We start from the raw sequence: 16233 nt of genomic DNA on the forward strand, positions 1-16233 counted from the left end.
ACTGCTGGGTACCGGCCAGCGAGGCCGCTTCGTGGGAGATACCTTCCATTAAGCAGCCGTCACCCAGGAAACACCAGGTGTGGTGATCGACGATGGTGTGACCGGGACGGTTAAACTGCGCCGCCAGAGTTTTTTCCGCGATGGCAAAGCCCACGGCATTGGCAAAACCCTGACCCAGTGGGCCAGTGGTGGTTTCAATGCCGGGCGCGTAGCCGAATTCCGGGTGGCCCGCGGTGGGCGAATGCAGCTGGCGGAAATTCTGCAGCTGTTCCAGGCTTAGCTCGTAGCCGCTGAGGTGGAGCAGCGAGTAAAGCAGCATGGAGCCGTGGCCATTGGAGAGCACAAAGCGGTCACGATCGGCCCACTTGGGGTCTTCGGGATTGTGCTTGAGGTAGTCATTCCATAGCACCTCGGCGATATCAGCCATACCCATGGGGGCGCCCGGGTGGCCGGATTTGGCCTTCTGAACGGCATCCATGGACAGGGCGCGAATGGCATTGGCCAGCTCAAAACGGTTATTCATAGCAGTGATACCTTAGTTGTTATATTGAGTAGCGTGTCGTTAGGCGCGAGCAGTCAAGCGTTGAGCAATCAGCGACTCTAATGTTTGTTGGTCGCTGGCGAAGCGTCGGATCCCGTCAGCCAGCATCTCGTTGGCCATTGCATTTTGGTTATGCTGCCAACGAAAGCCAGCTTCTGATAGCGGTGTGAATGCTTTATGAGTGACGGTTTTCTGCTGGATTTTTGAGGCCACCTCTCCTTCCATGCTATCAAGCTGTTCTAGCAGTGCGGGAGAGATGGTCAGGCGATGGCAGCCCGCCAACGCTAATACTTGATCGGTGGTACGAAAACTTGCCCCCATGACGACAGTGTCATAATGACCTGCGGCAGCCCTCTCGCAAATCCCCTTTACAAATAGCACGCCAGGGTCTTCTTCTGGTGTGAACTGTTCACCTGTTGTCTTTTGATACCAATCGCTAACGCGGCCAACGAAGGGCGATATCAGGTACACCCCAGCATCAAAGCAGGCCTGTGCCTGAGCATCGCTGAACAAGAGCGTTAAGTTGCAGTTGATGCCTTCACGCTCTAATTGCTGAGCCGCACGGATCCCTTCCCAGGTAGACGCGAGCTTGATCAGCACACGGCTGCGGTTAATGCCCATTTTTTCGTAGCGCTCAATCAGTTCGTAGGCCTTGTGAATACTGGCTTGGGTATTAAAAGAGAGGTGTGCGGACACTTCTGTCGATATTCGTCCAGGTACCACATTGGCAATTTGCCCGCCAATCGCAACCGAAAGTTGGTCAACTATTCGGCTCAGGTCGCTCTCATCACTACATGATTCAGCAAGCACCTTGTCGATCAACTCTTGGTAACGAGGCAGTTCGAAGGCCTTGAGAATCAACGAGGGGTTAGTGGTAGCGTCCTGCGGTTGATAGCGCTTTATGGCATCCAAGTCGCCCGTGTCGGCCACGACCAGTGAGTGTTCGCGTAATCCATCCAGAAGCGACATTGCCTACTCTCCTTAAAAATGAACATGCTGTGTTCAAATGATTGTCCATTTAGACCGATTTAGTCAAATCAGCGTGCCACTGAAATCGATTTTAAGGTCATTGAACAAAAGTATAGTGCTTGGTAGATAATGCTTTATATCCATATAATTCTTTTATTATCAATATATTATTGATTGTTTCTTGGTTTTTATCCTGAATCCTCCAAAAAAATACAACTAGATCTTATGATCGGTGTGTTTACAAATGCTCGGTTAGTGATAGATTGAATAGCGTCAGTAGACGGCTGGCAACTGCGTGGTGGTTTTCATCGTTGTTAGTCGTCCGCGTTTCTATTTCCTAGAAAGGGAGAGCATGAATGTCTAGTGCGACGTCTTCTCTCAGAGTCGCCATTGGCGGTGATGAGGCCGCTTACGACTTGAAAGAGATTCTCATTGGTTATATCCGAGAGTTAGGCTACGAGGTTGAAGATTTTGGCACTTTTAATGCCCAGCCGGTGCTGTACCCCGATGTTGCCTTTGAGGTGGCTACGGCGATTAAGGAGGGGCGCTTCGATCGTGCAGTACTGGTATGTGGCACGGGAATCGGAGTGGCTATTTCTGCCAATAAGGTGCCCGGTATCCGCGCTGCGCAGGCACACGATACTTACTCAGCAGCAAAGGCGCGCACCAGTAATAATGCACAGATTGTCACGCTGGGATCCAGAGTGATTGGGCCAGAGTTGGCTAAATCAATAGTGGCAACCTTTTTGGGCAGCAACTTTTCGGGTGGAAATTCCGAATTAAAAATAGCAAAGATTGACGAATATGAGTCTCGATTGAATACTCCGTAACCGTGGTATCGCTCATATTCGTCGACGCTGATTAATAACAACAGCATGCAAGCTGTGATCACGCAGTTTGGCCTCACTCCAGAGGATATAATAATGACACGCCTATTTAATGATCCAAATGATTTCCCTGAAGAAGCTCGTTTAGGTTTAGTAGCTGCTCATCGCGATAAGCTGATGGCTGTGCCGGGAGGTGTCGTACGCAGTACGCGCAGCCAGCCAGATAGTGTTGCGGTCGTGGTTGGCGGTGGTAGTGGCCATTACCCCACCTTTGCGGGGTTGGTCGGGCAAGGGTTGGCCCATGGGGCGGTCATGGGAAATCTGTTTTGCTCGCCTTCTGCACAGCAAGTTTATTCCGTCGCCAAAGCCGCCAACAACGGCGGTGGTGTGCTGCTCTCTTTTGGGAATTATGCGGGGGACGTGCTGCATTTTGGTGAGGCGCGCGAGCGTTTGATTGCGGACGGTATTCCCTGTGAAATCGTGCTGGTCACTGATGATGTCGCCAGTGCACCCTTGGCGGAGATTGATAAGCGCCGGGGCATCGCAGGTGATCTAACCGTTTTCAAGGCCGCCGCCGCTGCAGCAGAAAAGGGATTATCACTGGAAGAAGTAGTTCAAGTGGCGAAAGAGGCAAATCGCTGCACGCGCTCTTTTGGAGTGGCGTTTGAGGGATGCACGTTACCGGGTGCAGCCGATTCGCTCTTTCATGTGCCCGAAGGCAGGATGGCCATAGGGCTGGGGATTCACGGCGAGCCGGGTATTAGTGAGACGGATATTCCTTCCGCAGATGGCTTGGCAGAAATCCTCGTTGCCCGATTATTGGAAGAAGTTCCTGACGGTATCAGACTCCAAGGAGCTCGGGTGGCACCGATACTCAATGGCCTGGGTACTATTAAGTATGAAGAGCTGTTCGTTATTTATCGCAAGGTTGACGAGTTGCTGCAGGAAGCTGGATTAAGCATTGTGGAGCCCGATGTGGGCGAGCTGGTGACCAGTCTTGATATGGCCGGGGTTTCGCTGACGTTGTTCTGGCTTGATAAAGACATGGAGCCGCTGTGGACCGCCGCTGCGGATGCGCCGGGCTATCGAAAAGGCAGCGTGACGCCAGCGCAGGCGCTGGATCCTGCCGAGGTAGAGGTGGTTACGCAAGATGAGATTCCCGAGGCTAGCGATGCCTCGCGAAAATTAGCGTGCGGCGTCGTTGAGGCGCTCGAAGTGCTCGCAAATACGGTCAATGAAAACTGCGAGATGCTGGGCCAGATTGATGCTGTGGCTGGGGATGGTGATCACGGTATTGGTATGCAGCGGGGCAGCAGGGCTGCGCTTGAAGCGGCCAAAGAGGCTCTTGATGGCGGCGCGGGCGCGGAGACAGTGCTGCAGTGGGCTGGGCAGCGCTGGTCAGACGAAGCGGGCGGTACCTCTGGTGCTATCTGGCGGGTTATCTTAAAAGCGATGGGGGAGTCGCTTGGCAATGAGAAGCCGTTATCAGGACAGCGTCTTGCTGCTGGCGTGGTCAATGCCCGTCAGCAAGTCATGGCATTTGGTAAAGCTGAATTGGGCGATAAAACGCTTGTCGACGTGCTAGTGCCTTTTGCCGATGCCCTGTCGTGGGAGGCTGAGAAAGGCCAGGGAGCTTTGGCTTGCTGGGAATCCGCTGCACGCATAGCGAGTGAGGCTGCTGAGGCTACCAGGCAATTAATTCCCCGTGTTGGCCGCGCACGACCATTGGCTGAAAAAAGCGTGGGTACGCCTGATGCCGGTTCTGTTTCATTGGCGCTGATTATTCAGGCGCTGATTCCTGTGTTGAAAAAGTGTCAAGCAAGCTGACATGATACATGCCCTTCAATAACCCCTGGATGCCGAGGATGAATGGTCAAGACGCTGCAGATATAGACTTAATGACAGAGATTTCAACGCTCTACTATGTGCAGGGGGAGACGCAGGAAGCGATCGCAAATAGGCTCGGGCATTCGCGTGTGAGAATAGGGCGGCTGCTCAAGCGTGCCCAGGCAGAAGGAATTGTCGATGTCCGAGTGCGCCTGCATCCCGCCGTTAGTGTTGAGATTGAGCAGGAGCTCAAACGGCGCTTTGGCCTGAAGCGAGCGTTGATTGCTCTGGATAATGCCGACCCAGATGTGCAGCGCTCGTCAGTCGCTAGTCTAGTGGCAGACCATCTGTCGCGTAGTTTGACCGATGGCCAGATCGTAGCCGTTGGCATGGGTCGTAACGTGGCCGCCGTGGCGGATAACGTTTTCCTGGCGGAGTCGTTGAAGGTTTCATTTGTGTGCGCAATTGGTGGCTCGCTGCGCGCAGGCGAGCATATGAATCCCGATCATATTTGTCGACGTTTGGCGAGTAGGTTTGGCGGTGATAGTGAGACGCTTTATGCCCCTGCGCTGGTACAGAGCGGTGAACTTAGGGATGCATTGTATGAAAACTCTACCGTGCGCCAGACGCTAGACCGGGCTCGCCGTGCGGATACCGCTTTGATTGGCGTGGGTGACGTAAGTGAAGACAGTAATATGGTGCGGATGGGGTGGTTTTCCGCCCAGGAGATTGCTGAAGCACGGCTCTCTGGAACCGTGGGCGATATGATGGGCTATGACTTTATCGATATCCATGGGAAGCCTTCCGCAACGCAGATGCAGGGGCGTGTGGTGGGACTTAATATACAGGATCTCACGCGTATTCCAGACGTTATTGCTATCGCCAGTGAAAATACTAAAGCGGTTGGGATACTGGGGGCGCTGCGTACCGGGGTTATCGATACCTTGGCGACTAGTGTCACTAACGCGCACACCATTCTGCGTCTCGATGAAGCGACTACCGGGTAAGTGCGCGCTTGATTTGTATTCAAAACCTAAGGTTTCTCGGCATCTTACGCTTAGGTCGGCCCAACTTTCTCTGTTGCATTTATTGGCTTTTCTTGGGCATGTGGGCACTCTTTGGCATGCTTGGTTTCCCCCTTGTCCCTCGCTCCGATGTCAGTGATATTTGACGGGTGTTTGTACATTTGTACGATGCTGGAACATATAGCATGGCTTTTAGTGATGCTTTCGCATGGCCGTAATAATAAATAGTTTCCATTTTTAAAATTTAAGTATAAAAAACAATCAATTATTATATTGGTCTAAAGTATAAGATTAGAAAGCTCCATTATGGATTGACTCAGCTATGCTTAAAGCAGTTAATTCATATGTACACAACAAGATCTTTTGTAAAGCGTGCGTCGCTAGCCAAGCAATACAAGATATATTAGGAGTGAGTAATGCATAACGCCGATAACAACAATCACACCGAACTGCCTCTGACCATGCAAGCCGTCGTAGCCTACGCGCCTGGTGATTATCGTCTTGAAGAGGTGGGCGTGCCGAAGGTAGGAGAGGGTGAAGTCCTGATAAAGGTTGAAGCGTGCGGAATCTGCGCAGGCGATCTCAAAGCCTATGAAGGCGCCCCCAGCTTTTGGGGAGACGAAACCCAGCCCGCTTATATCAAAGCACCGATGATTCCAGGCCATGAGTTTATTGGTCATGTGATGGCTTTAGGAGAGGGCGTTAAAAACCTTGAGGTCGGTGATCGCGTTATTTCCGAGCAAATCGTGCCTTGCTGGGAGTGCCGTTTCTGTAACCGTGGGCAGTACTGGATGTGCGAAAAGCACGATGTGTATGGATTTCAGCACAACGTAAATGGCGGTATGGCTGAATATATGGTCTTTCCTAAAGAAGCCATTAATCACAAGTTGCCAGATGAGATTCCGATGGAGAAAGCGGTTCTTATTGAACCCTATGCTTGTTCGTTACATGCCGTTAAGCGTGCGCAGATTGAACTGGGAGATGTGGTTGTCCTCTCCGGGGCAGGCACCTTAGGGCTAGGAATGATCGGTGCGATCAAAAAGTCCGGGCCTTCCAAGCTGGTCGTACTGGATCTCAATAACAAGCGCTTAGAACTTGCTAAACAGTTTGGTGCTGACATTGTCCTGAATCCCGCTGAAGTTGATGTTATTGACTACGTTAAAGGCATAACGGAAGGCTATGGTTGCGATATCTATATTGAGGCGAGCGGTGCGGTACAGTCGGTAGAGCAAGGTCTTTATATGATCCGTAAATTGGGTCGCTTTGTCGAATTTAGTGTATTCAAAGAGCCAGTGACTGTTGATTGGAGCATTATTAGCGATCGTAAAGAGCTGGATGTGCTGGGTGCGCATCTAGGCCCTTATTGTTACCCACCTGTCATTGAAGGCATTGGTAATGGTGATTTCCCAACGGATCATGTGGTGACCCATAAGCTGCCGTTAGCCGAATTCCATCAAGGGCTAGATCTAATGCGCAATGACCCTAACGCATTAAAGGTTGTGCTTATACCTGACGGGAAGTAGGTAGTGGAAGTTTCTTATTTATAACTTTTTTATAACTACAATGATAACCGGAGTGATTATGTCGGCGACATTAAATTCGGTGCCCGGTGATAAGCGTATAAAGGTCTATGTGGCAGCTGCTTTTGCGTTAGTGCTGTTTGCACTCATGGCGCTCGATACTAAAGTCATTAGTCTTACTGAACTTGAGAGCGCGGTGGGGTTTTCACCACAGCAATTTGCTCAGGAAACATTTCCAGAGATCCAAGCGTATGTCGAGAATAACGCTGTAAATGCATCGGTATTGGCGCCAGAGGTTCTCCAGGATGCCGGAGCGGCAGGTGAGAAATACGGCGTCGCTGCCGGCATTGGCCATATTGTGCCGGTCTCTTTATCCGGAGTTGCTGTAGAAAGCCGGGGGGGCGTTTACACCCTAGAGGTTGCCGATGTGCCTTCAGATATCGTCATTCGTGTGCAAACAGGCCCAGCCATTAATGGCACTACGCTGAGAGATACAACCGGCAATATTCAATTTGGCGACTTTACCAATCAGATTGAGTACCAAGATGTCGGCGCAGCGCTCAATGATGAAATGAAGCGTCAAGTGCTTGCGGATATTTCCGGGCAAGAGTTAACCGGAAAAACGTTAGAAGTAGTCGGCTCCTTTACCATGATAAATCCCAAAAACTGGCTAATTACTCCTGTGAGTATAGTGACCATTGAGTGAGGGGCGGCTATGAATATCGATAGATCAACAGTGGAAGTGGCTCCACCCGAGGTGATTCTTTCTGCACGCAATATCGAAAAGCGTTTCGGTGCCGTGCAAGCCCTCAAAGAAGTGAACTTCGATATATATCGAGGACAGGTGACAACGCTGTTTGGCGAAAATGGAGCTGGTAAATCTACGCTGATGAAAATTTTGTCTGGTGTCATTGCTCAGACGGCTGGGGAGATTGTATTGGAAGGAGAGAGCGTCAGCTTTTCGTCGCCGTCGGATGCTGAAGCGCTGGGGATTACCATTATTCATCAGGAGTTAAGCTTGGCCCCTAACCTGAATGTGCGCGACAACATTTTTATGGGGCGTGAGCTGACTAAAGGAAGAGGCAGCGTCGACTATAAAGAGGAGGCGCGTCAGGCTGAATTGTTAATGGAGGAGCTGGATGAACCGATCCACCCTCTTACCCTGGTCGAAGATCTACGGGTTGGGCAGCAACAAATCGTTGAAATCGCGAGAGCGCTGTCCAAGAACTCTCGCATTTTGATTATGGATGAACCGACTTCCGCATTGAGTGCCACGGAAGTCGAGACGTTATTTAAAGTCGTCCAGGATCTCAAAAACAAGGGTGTCTCGATTGTTTATATTTCTCACCATTTGGAAGAGGCGCTACAGATTACCGATCATGCCGTTGTTCTCCGCGATGGGGTCATGACTGCTTACGCTCCACGTAGTGATATCGACCTGCAGTGGATCGTCAGGCATATGGTAGGAGAGAGTTTTGATCTTGGCTCACCGCCCACAGGGTATGAGCAGGGCTCCACCGCGCTCTCTATCCAGAACCTTTACATAAGCGACGATAAAGTGGCAGGTCGCTATGTTGTTGAGGATCTTTCTCTTGATGTGCGCGCAGGCGAGATTGTCTGCATTTATGGGCTAATGGGCGCTGGCAGAACTGAGTTATTGGAGTGTGTGGCAGGGCGAACCCGGCAGTCCAAGGGAGATATCTTGCTCAACTCAACTGACGTATCCCATTACAACATTGCACAGCGAATCGAGAGAGGGTTGGTGTTAGTGCCTGAGGATCGCCAGCGTGATGGGTTAGTACCCACCCTGTCAGTCGGTAGAAATCTGTCGCTAGCCAGTATCCATGCGTTTACTCGCAAGGGGCTTACTTCTTCCAGCTTGGAGGCAGAAATGATTAATTCAGCTATCGATAAGGTGCACATTAAAACAGACGGCGGGGAGGCTTCCATTGGTTCATTGTCTGGCGGTAACCAGCAAAAAGTGGTGATCGGTAAGATGTTGGCTACCCATCCAGACGTCATCATACTTGATGAGCCAAGCCGTGGTATCGACGTGGGTGCCAAGGCCGAAGTGTTCAAGTTATTGAGCCAAGGGGCTCGGCGGGGGTTGGCGGTTGTCTTTACAACATCTGAAGTGAGCGAGTGCTTGAGTATTCCACACAGAGTGCTGGTGATGAGCAAAGGACGGATCTCCGCTGAATTCAAACCGGGTGTAACGAAAGATGAAATTATGGCTGCTTCGGGCGAATCAGTTGCTGCATGATTATTCAATCGGATAGGTAATGACTATGTCTCATCACAACAATAACGCGTTACAAGTTGAAAAAAGCAGTATCGATATCGTCAAGATTTTGCTGGAAGGTAGGGCTTTTTTTGCATTAATCGTGATCATTATTGTCTTTTCCATGCTCTCGCCTGTTTATTTTTCAACGGGTAATTTTTTAACCATGTCTTCGCATGTGGCTGTTTTTGGCTTGCTAGGCATTGGCATGCTGTTTGTCATTCTGACTGGCGGTATCGATTTATCGGTTGGCTCTACGTTGGCACTTTGCGGAGTGTTCGCGGGTATGTTGTTAGAAGGGGTGGAGATTGAAGCGTTTAATTTGGCTTTCTTTCCTTCAGTGTGGGTCGTCGTGGTACTTACCTGCTTACTGGGCGGCCTCGTGGGGGCTATCAATGGCGTATTAGTTGCCTACTTCAAAGTGCCTGCTTTCGTGGCCACACTGGGCATGTTGTATGTCGCGCGTGGAGCCGCACTGCTGCTAACCGATGGGTTAACGTTCAATAGTTTAAGTGGTGACCCTACATTAGGTAATACTGGGTTTGAATGGCTTGGGTTTAATAAACTATTCGGTATACCTGTAGGTGTTCTGATTCTCTTTTGTGCTGCGGTTATTTGCATGTTGGCGCTCAGTCGTACGCCGTTTGGCCGGTGGATTTACTCTACCGGTGGCAATGCGCGTGCTGCAGAGCTATCAGGGGTGCCCGTCAATCGCGTTAAGCTCTCCGTCTACATTATTTCCGGCGTGTGCGCAGCCCTGGCTGGGATTGTGCTTGCCTCACAGTTGACCTCTGCTGGGCCTACGGCAGGTACTACCTATGAGCTGACAGCGATTGCTGCTGTCGTTATCGGCGGCGCCTCACTGATGGGGGGACGTGGCACGGTTCGAAATACTTTATTGGGCGCATTTGTAATTGGCTTTCTCGCCGACGGTCTGGTCATCATCGGTGTGTCTGCTTATTGGCAAATGGTCTTCACGGGTAGCGTGATTGTCTTCGCTGTCATGTTAAATAATGTCCAATACAGTGCTAAACACAAGTCCTCGCAACAAGCCGAGAAAACGACAGAAAGTAAGCGTGAAGGTTCTAGAGCAAGTGCTACTTAACGTAGCATTGCTTAGAAGTGTGGCCTGCTCAGGTCTACCGATTCAAAGACCAACAATCATAACTATGAGGTAATAATCATGCTTCCAAAAAGTAAAAAAGTGCTTTTTACAGCTCTCGCCAGTGTCTCGATGCTCTTTAGTAGCTCTATAGTTGCTCAGGACAAGGGACTGATCTCAATTATTGTCAATGATATGTCAAACCCCTATTGGCAAACGGAAGGAACAATTGCTGAGCGTACAGCAGAAGAATTGGGCTATGATGCAAATGTAAGTTCCCATGTGGGTGACACCAACACTGAAAGCAATCAGGTCGATACGGCAATTACCAATGGGGCTAAAGCAATCATTCTCGACCCTGCTAATGCGGACGGTTCCATTGGCGCTGTGCGAAGAGCAATCGAGGCGGGAATTCCGGTATTTATTATTAACGCTGAGATTAACCAGCAGGGATTGGCCAAAGCGCAACTGGTTTCCAATAATGCGCAAGGAGCCGCGTTAGGAGCGCAACAGTGGGCAATGCAACTAGATGGCGAGGGATCCTATATAGAGTTAAAGGGACCCCCTTCTGATAATAATGCTGCGACAAGATCCAATGGCTATGAGACGGTGCTTAGCCAATACCCCGATCTTAGCCTTGCTGCGTCTGACATCGCTAACTGGGATCGGACGGAAGGGCGCAATAAAATGCAGAGTATGCTCCGTTCTCATCCTGATATTCGAGGCGTCATTAGTGGTAACGACGAAATGGCTTTAGGCGCCATTGTGGCTCTAAAGCAGGAGGGGCGGCTAGACGATGTAATAGTAGGTGGTTTTGACGGTTCACCAGATGCTGTTGATGCGGTTCGCTCGGGTGAACTGGCCTATACCGTTCTACAGCCGGTGGCCGTATTTGCAGAACATGCAGTAAAAATTGCTGATCATTACATTAATACCGGAGAAACAGGGTTGGATAGTGAAAAACAGCTTTATGACTGTTTCCTTATTACTCAAGATAATGTAGATAGCTATACCTCTCCCTTTGTGTTGGAATAATAGGTTTTAGAAGAGTAAGCGTTAGAAGAGTAGGTGTTAGAGGAACTTGCCTAGAGGCCAGTCAGCTTTAAAGCTGGCTGGCTTTTTGAATAAGAGGGGGTGTCAATGATCTTTAATTTTGGTTCCATCAATATCGATTATACTTACCGTGTACCCTATTTTGTCCGCCCTGGCGAAACCTTGGAAAGCGGTGATTATAATATTGGGTTAGGTGGAAAAGGCGTCAATCAGTCACTGGCAATAGCGCGTGCCAAAGGAAGGGTGAGTCACTGGGGGCGAGTTTCATCGATAGATGCCTGGGTGACCAGTGAGCTTGAGTCTGCGGGTGTTGGTGTGAAAGATGTCGAATTGACCTCAGAGCCAAGTGGGCATGCCATTATTCAAATTGACGCACTGGGTGAAAACGCTATTCTTTTGTTCTCTGGCGCCAATTATGGTTTTACGCAGGAGAAAATGACGGCTCTTATTGCGCAAACCGCTCCTGGCGACACAATACTTATTCAGAACGAATGTAACGGGCTTGATCAGCTTATTCCATTAGCAGTGAGCCACGGCTGCAAGGTGATATTTAACCCAGCACCAATGACCTCGAAGGTATCATCACTCCCTCTAGACCAATGTGAACTGCTTTTTTTTAACCGTACAGAGGCCGCCGCTTTATTAGAGATGCCGGTAGAGTCGAGCGCCGCAGATTTGCTAAGGCGTTGTAAAGAATCGCTTGGCGATGTCGAGGTGGTTCTTACCCTAGGTAGCGAGGGGGCTTGGTATCAGCGCAGCAGTGAGACTCTTTTTCAATCGGCTTTAAAGGTAAAGGCCATCGACACAACGGCCGCAGGCGATACCTTTGTGGGTTACTTCCTTGCCGCTAGGCAAGCTGGCCTAAAGCCTTCACAGTGTTTGCAAAGGGCAACAGCGGCGGCTGCCCTGGCGGTTCAAAAACGCGGCGCTGCCAGTAGTATTCCAATGGCGGAAGAGGTTGATAGATTGATGTGTCAACAAGAAGCGCTATAGAGTGCGGCAGCGATTTGTTTTCAGCATTATCTTAATCACTTTATCTTAGCGTCTTCAGAAGGCCGGTGGCAGTGACGCCCCGGCCACTAAGAACCATATCGGAATCAGGATCCTCCGAAATCAGCGGATTGCTTACGCCATTGTGCCGCCTCGTGGCGTAGGGTGTTGGCAAGCAGTGCTATGTCGTTGGGCCCTGCCACGAATCGGTAGCCACTATTGGTCAGAGTGGTGACATCGCGACCGGGCCCGGTGATGGTGCCCATCCAGCGCCCGCTATTGGCGATGCGGCGCTCAAGGTCTTCAATCAGACGGCGTACCTCGGGTGCCTCGAGACGTTCGAGCAAGCCCATTGAGCCCGCCAGGTCGTTGGGGCCGATGAACAGCATGTCTATGCCATCGACCTCGGCGATCGCCTCGACGTTATCTGCCCCTTCAGTATGCTCGATCTGGGTGATCAACAGCAGGTCATCGTTGGCTTGACTGGCGTAATCACTGAAAGCGCCGTAGCCTGAGGCGCGTACGATAGGAGCCGCATAGCCACGCTGTCCATGAGGAGGGTAGCGGCAGGCATCGACGATAGCTTGAGCCTGTGCGGCGCTATTGACCATCGGCACCATGATCGAGCGTACCCCCATATCCAGGATCTTCTTCAGGTAGGTGGGGTCGTTGGCGGGAATGCGTAAAACCGCTTCACCACCTGCTGCTTCGATGGCGCGAACTAGATGCGCGGTATGCTCGAGGCTGGAGACACCGTGCTCGTTGTCGATCAGAATGGTTTTCCAACCGGCCCAAACGGCAATTTCGGCTAGTTCAGGGCTGGCGCTTTCCAACCACAGGGCGCTAATGGCTCGACCCTGCTTAAGGGCAAGTTTGGTACGGTTGCGATGGTTCATGGATAGGTTTCCGTTTCCGAAGAAGGGCTAGGGTAGCGACGGCGCTGAACACTCTCATAGATACCGCGAGTCAGCAGCAACGCCCAGAGCAGCAGGGTAAGTGTGCCTAGCGCCGCCGCCCAGGGGCGATCGAAGAAGGCCAGCAAGTCGCCTTGGGCCTTCATCATCGATGTCATGAAGTTTTCCTCGACGATTGTGCCGAGAACGATACCCAGTATGGCGGGCGCCAGAGGAAAGCCATTGGCCTCCATGGCGTAACCCAGGACACCCAGCGCCAATACTGTCCAGATGGCAATGACCGAGTTGGTAATGGCGTAAGCTCCCACCAACGAGAACAGTAGTACACAGGGCATGAGGACCCGACGCGGGATACGTACCACCTGACTGGAAGCCATGATCACCAACAGGCCAGCAGGGATCATCGCGAGATTGCTTAGTGCGAAGGCGCCGTAAAGGGTATGTACCAGTTCTGGTGACTCGGTAAATATCTGCGGCCCAGGTGACATCCCGTTGAGTAGCAGGATGCCGATGGCAATAGCCGTGACGCTATCGCCGGGGATACCGAACACCAATGCTGGCGTCCAGGCGCCACCGATAGCGGCATTGTTGGCGGAGCCTCCATCGGTTACGCCCTCAATGTACCCCGTACCGTAGCGTTCGGGATGGCGCGAGAAGCGCCGTGAAATCGCATAACAGATCCAAGCGGCGATATCTGCCCCGGCGCCGGGCAGCGCGCCGATCAGGGTGCCAAGTACGCTGGAGCGGGCGATGTTGCGCTTGAAGCGGCGCAGTACGAGCGCTGCCTCATGCAGCGCTTTGGAAAATGACTCTTGTACTGCATTGGCAGGTTGGTCGCGATGTCCTATCTGTGCACTGCGCAGAATCTCGCTGAGCGCAAACAGGCCGATGATGGCGGGAATAAAGCTAATGCCATCGAACAGTTCGTAATTGCCGAAGGTGAAGCGTGGATGGCCGACGGCGACATCGATGCCGATAGTGGCGATAAATAGGCCGAGGAAGAGGCTGGAAAAGCTCTTGGCGACGCTACCGTTACTAGTTAGTACCGCGCAACTCAGTCCTAGGCAGGCCAGCCAGAAGGTTTCGAAGCTGGAAAACTGCACTGCGACACGGGCCAACTGAGGGGCAATGAGCGCTAGAAGGGCGACACCCACCAGGCCTCCAATGCAGGCGGCGAACAATGACACCATCAGCGTCGAGCGGGAGCGTCCTGCGCGTGACAGGCGGTAAGCGTCCTCGACGTAGGCCGCGGAGGCGGGCGTGCCGGGGATACGCATCAAGGTGCCGGGTACGTCGCCAGCGAAAATCGCTGTGGTAGTTGTGGCGACAATGGCGCTGATGGCGATCAACGGATCCATGAAGTAGGTAAAGGGCACCAGAAGGGCCACCGCCATGGTAGCGGTTAGGCCCGGCATGGCGCCGATGAAAGTGCCATAGAGCGTACAGGCGGCGATGACCGCTAGGGAGGCTGGACTGAATAGGGAGGTGAGGGTCGAGGCGCTCATAGCGTCACCATGCCATTGGTGTCAGCAGGCCCCAGGGGAGCGGGACGCGCAGCAGTGAATAGAACAGCAGATGCACGCCGATCACCAGGGGGAGTGCTAGCAGCACTGCGCCCCCAGCACGCATCCCGAAGATCAGAGCTGTGGCGGAGACTGCCATGAAGGAAGCAATATGAAAGCCCAGGAGATCGAGCAATAGGCCATAGCCGAGTATCACGATCAGCAGGGCCATGGGGCGTGCTGCCATCCTCCAGCCTGTTTGCTGAGGTGGCATCGTCGAAGTGCTCGGCGCCTTCCGCCGCCCCCGCGACCCAAAGCCGATTAGCGCTCCGCAAACTATCAGGCCAATCGCCGCGATAGAGGGAAACAGGCCGGGGCCGTACTCCAGCCCGGCCAGGGACGGGAAGGTTGAGGCGCGCCAGAACACCAGTGCGCCGAAGAGAACCAGTAGGCTCCCCGACAAGCGATCATTGCAGTACATGAACACCTCCTGCTTATCAATCGACCTCGCTTATTTGGCGAGGCCGATCGCTTCGACCACTTCGCCCAATTGACGATCAGCCTCAGCGAGGAGTTGAGCGGTCTCGTGACGATTTTCGAACACTACCTGAGTACCACTGCTACGCTTGAACTCGGCCCAGGCTTCACTGTTGATAGCTGTCTCGATTGCTTGCTCGTAGGTGCAGGCGATCTCGTCCGGTAGACCGTCAGGGCCGCTGACCGTCACAAAGGCACTCAGTGTCCATCCACTCTCCAGTGTGTCAGCTGTCAAAGGGACCTCAGGCATCTGTTCCATCGGAGTATCGCTCATGTAGCCCAGCGCCTTTAGTTCCCCCTGTTCGATCAGGTTGCGGGCCTCAGCGAGTGAAGGTGTCGCAACATCAATGCCCCCTGCCATCAGTTCCTTGAGTGCAGGCCCAGCACCTTGGCTGGGGATCCAGCGAATGGCGTCGGGAGCCAGCCCTTCGGCCTTGAGCATACCGGCTAGGGCGAGATGCCAGATGCCGCCCTGGGCGGTTCCCGAAGCGGTCAATTCTCCGGGGTTCTGGCGTGCCTCGTCGAGCAGGGCATCAAGTGTTTCGTAGGGCGAATTATTTTGTACCACTACCCCAGGTGAGCTGCGGTTAATCAATGCGATGGGCGTGATGTCCTGGTAAGTCAGCGGCGTTAGGCCGAGCCAGTGCATGGTGTCGATCTCGACAGTGGCGGCACCAATGGTATAGCCGTCAGGTTTGCCACGCGCGAGTGAGGTGTGGCCTACAACGCCGTTGCCACCGGTACGGTTGACGACGTTGAAGGGCACGCCCATTTCTTCTTCGAGCAGGCTGGCCAACCGACGTGCATTGGCGTCGGTGCCGCCACCGGTACCCCAGGGAACGATGAAGGTAACGGCTCGTTCGGGCTGCCAGTGACAGGTTTCAGGGTTATCGGCTGAGGCGGAAGTAGCTGCCAACGAGGCCCATAGGGCCAGTGAGATCGTCATTATTGTTGTCGAATTTGTGCTCATCATGCTGCGTGCTCCTGGCAGTGGCGAGGGATCTTGACGGCTTTTTTTGATAGTTGTTGGGATGCCTTCATTGTCATTTTTTACACAGTTCAATCGATTGAATAAATACAACTTTGGTCGTTATGAAATTGGAATTACGTGCTTATGAGGCTTGCGATATCACTAAAAAATTCGC

At 52.3% G+C, this 16233-nt stretch carries 14 protein-coding genes and 1 pseudogene; 9 read left to right on the forward strand and 6 right to left on the reverse strand.

The features are described 5' to 3' along the window. A pseudogene (locus ACW17M_RS07855) lies at window positions 1-523 on the reverse strand (transketolase); the annotation flags it as partial. Between the two features lie 39 nt (window positions 524-562). Next, entirely contained in the window at window positions 563-1510 is a 948-nt protein-coding gene (tal, locus tag ACW17M_RS07860) for a transaldolase (RefSeq protein WP_457547193.1), read from the reverse strand. Between the two features lie 356 nt (window positions 1511-1866). Between tal and ACW17M_RS07865 the strand changes: the two genes are divergently transcribed. From ACW17M_RS07865 to ACW17M_RS07905, 9 genes are all read left to right on the forward strand, one after another. Continuing rightward, complete coding sequence (locus ACW17M_RS07865) at window positions 1867-2340, forward strand: RpiB/LacA/LacB family sugar-phosphate isomerase (protein WP_022522467.1); 474 nt, start codon at window positions 1867-1869, stop codon at window positions 2338-2340. 93 nt (window positions 2341-2433) lie between these two features. Then, window positions 2434-4164: a dihydroxyacetone kinase family protein gene (locus tag ACW17M_RS07870; RefSeq protein WP_027959984.1), complete on the forward strand. Its 1731-nt coding sequence runs from the start codon at window positions 2434-2436 to the stop codon at window positions 4162-4164. Between the two features lie 38 nt (window positions 4165-4202). Continuing rightward, window positions 4203-5171, forward strand: coding sequence for a sugar-binding transcriptional regulator (locus ACW17M_RS07875; protein ID WP_022522469.1), 969 nt, complete (start codon window positions 4203-4205; stop codon window positions 5169-5171). A 434-nt stretch (window positions 5172-5605) separates the two neighbouring features. Next, on the forward strand, window positions 5606-6712 hold the full coding sequence (locus ACW17M_RS07880) for an MDR/zinc-dependent alcohol dehydrogenase-like family protein (protein WP_027959986.1): 1107 nt from the start codon (window positions 5606-5608) through the stop codon (window positions 6710-6712). Between the two features lie 58 nt (window positions 6713-6770). Further along, complete coding sequence (locus tag ACW17M_RS07885; protein WP_022522471.1) at window positions 6771-7415, forward strand: DUF2291 family protein; 645 nt, start codon at window positions 6771-6773, stop codon at window positions 7413-7415. 9 nt (window positions 7416-7424) lie between these two features. Further along, the gene (locus ACW17M_RS07890; protein ID WP_039860922.1) at window positions 7425-8972 is read left to right on the forward strand and encodes a sugar ABC transporter ATP-binding protein; all 1548 of its coding nucleotides are present in this window, start codon (window positions 7425-7427) and stop codon (window positions 8970-8972) included. Between the two features lie 19 nt (window positions 8973-8991). After that, window positions 8992-10095 (forward strand): ABC transporter permease, encoded by a 1104-nt coding sequence (locus ACW17M_RS07895; RefSeq protein WP_027959989.1) that lies wholly within the window; start codon window positions 8992-8994, stop codon window positions 10093-10095. A gap of 78 nt (window positions 10096-10173) precedes the next feature. Beyond that, window positions 10174-11127 (forward strand): D-ribose ABC transporter substrate-binding protein, encoded by a 954-nt coding sequence (locus tag ACW17M_RS07900; RefSeq protein ID WP_009288677.1) that lies wholly within the window; start codon window positions 10174-10176, stop codon window positions 11125-11127. A 105-nt stretch (window positions 11128-11232) separates the two neighbouring features. Further along, window positions 11233-12138, forward strand: a complete 906-nt coding sequence (locus tag ACW17M_RS07905; RefSeq protein WP_342584876.1) for a ribokinase — start codon at window positions 11233-11235, stop codon at window positions 12136-12138. 104 nt (window positions 12139-12242) lie between these two features. Here the strand turns inward: ACW17M_RS07905 and ACW17M_RS07910 are convergent, their stop codons facing one another. From ACW17M_RS07910 to ACW17M_RS07925, 4 genes are read right to left on the reverse strand one after another with little or no spacing between them, the layout of a single operon-like run. Beyond that, entirely contained in the window at window positions 12243-13031 is a 789-nt protein-coding gene (locus ACW17M_RS07910; RefSeq protein ID WP_457547194.1) for an HpcH/HpaI aldolase family protein, read from the reverse strand. Then, window positions 13028-14554 carry a tripartite tricarboxylate transporter permease gene (locus tag ACW17M_RS07915; RefSeq protein ID WP_457547195.1) on the reverse strand — a complete coding sequence of 509 codons (1527 nt, stop codon included), beginning with the start codon at window positions 14552-14554 and terminating at the stop codon, window positions 13028-13030. The genes ACW17M_RS07910 and ACW17M_RS07915 overlap by 4 nt, the downstream gene beginning before the upstream one ends. 4 nt (window positions 14555-14558) lie before the next feature. Next, window positions 14559-15032: a tripartite tricarboxylate transporter TctB family protein gene (locus ACW17M_RS07920; protein WP_035538229.1), complete on the reverse strand. Its 474-nt coding sequence runs from the start codon at window positions 15030-15032 to the stop codon at window positions 14559-14561. Between the two features lie 30 nt (window positions 15033-15062). Beyond that, the gene (locus tag ACW17M_RS07925) at window positions 15063-16061 is read right to left on the reverse strand and encodes a tripartite tricarboxylate transporter substrate binding protein (protein WP_027959993.1); all 999 of its coding nucleotides are present in this window, start codon (window positions 16059-16061) and stop codon (window positions 15063-15065) included. Window positions 16062-16233: the final 172 nt, after the last annotated feature.

Source organism: Vreelandella sp. 2A-K22, assembly GCF_054065485.1.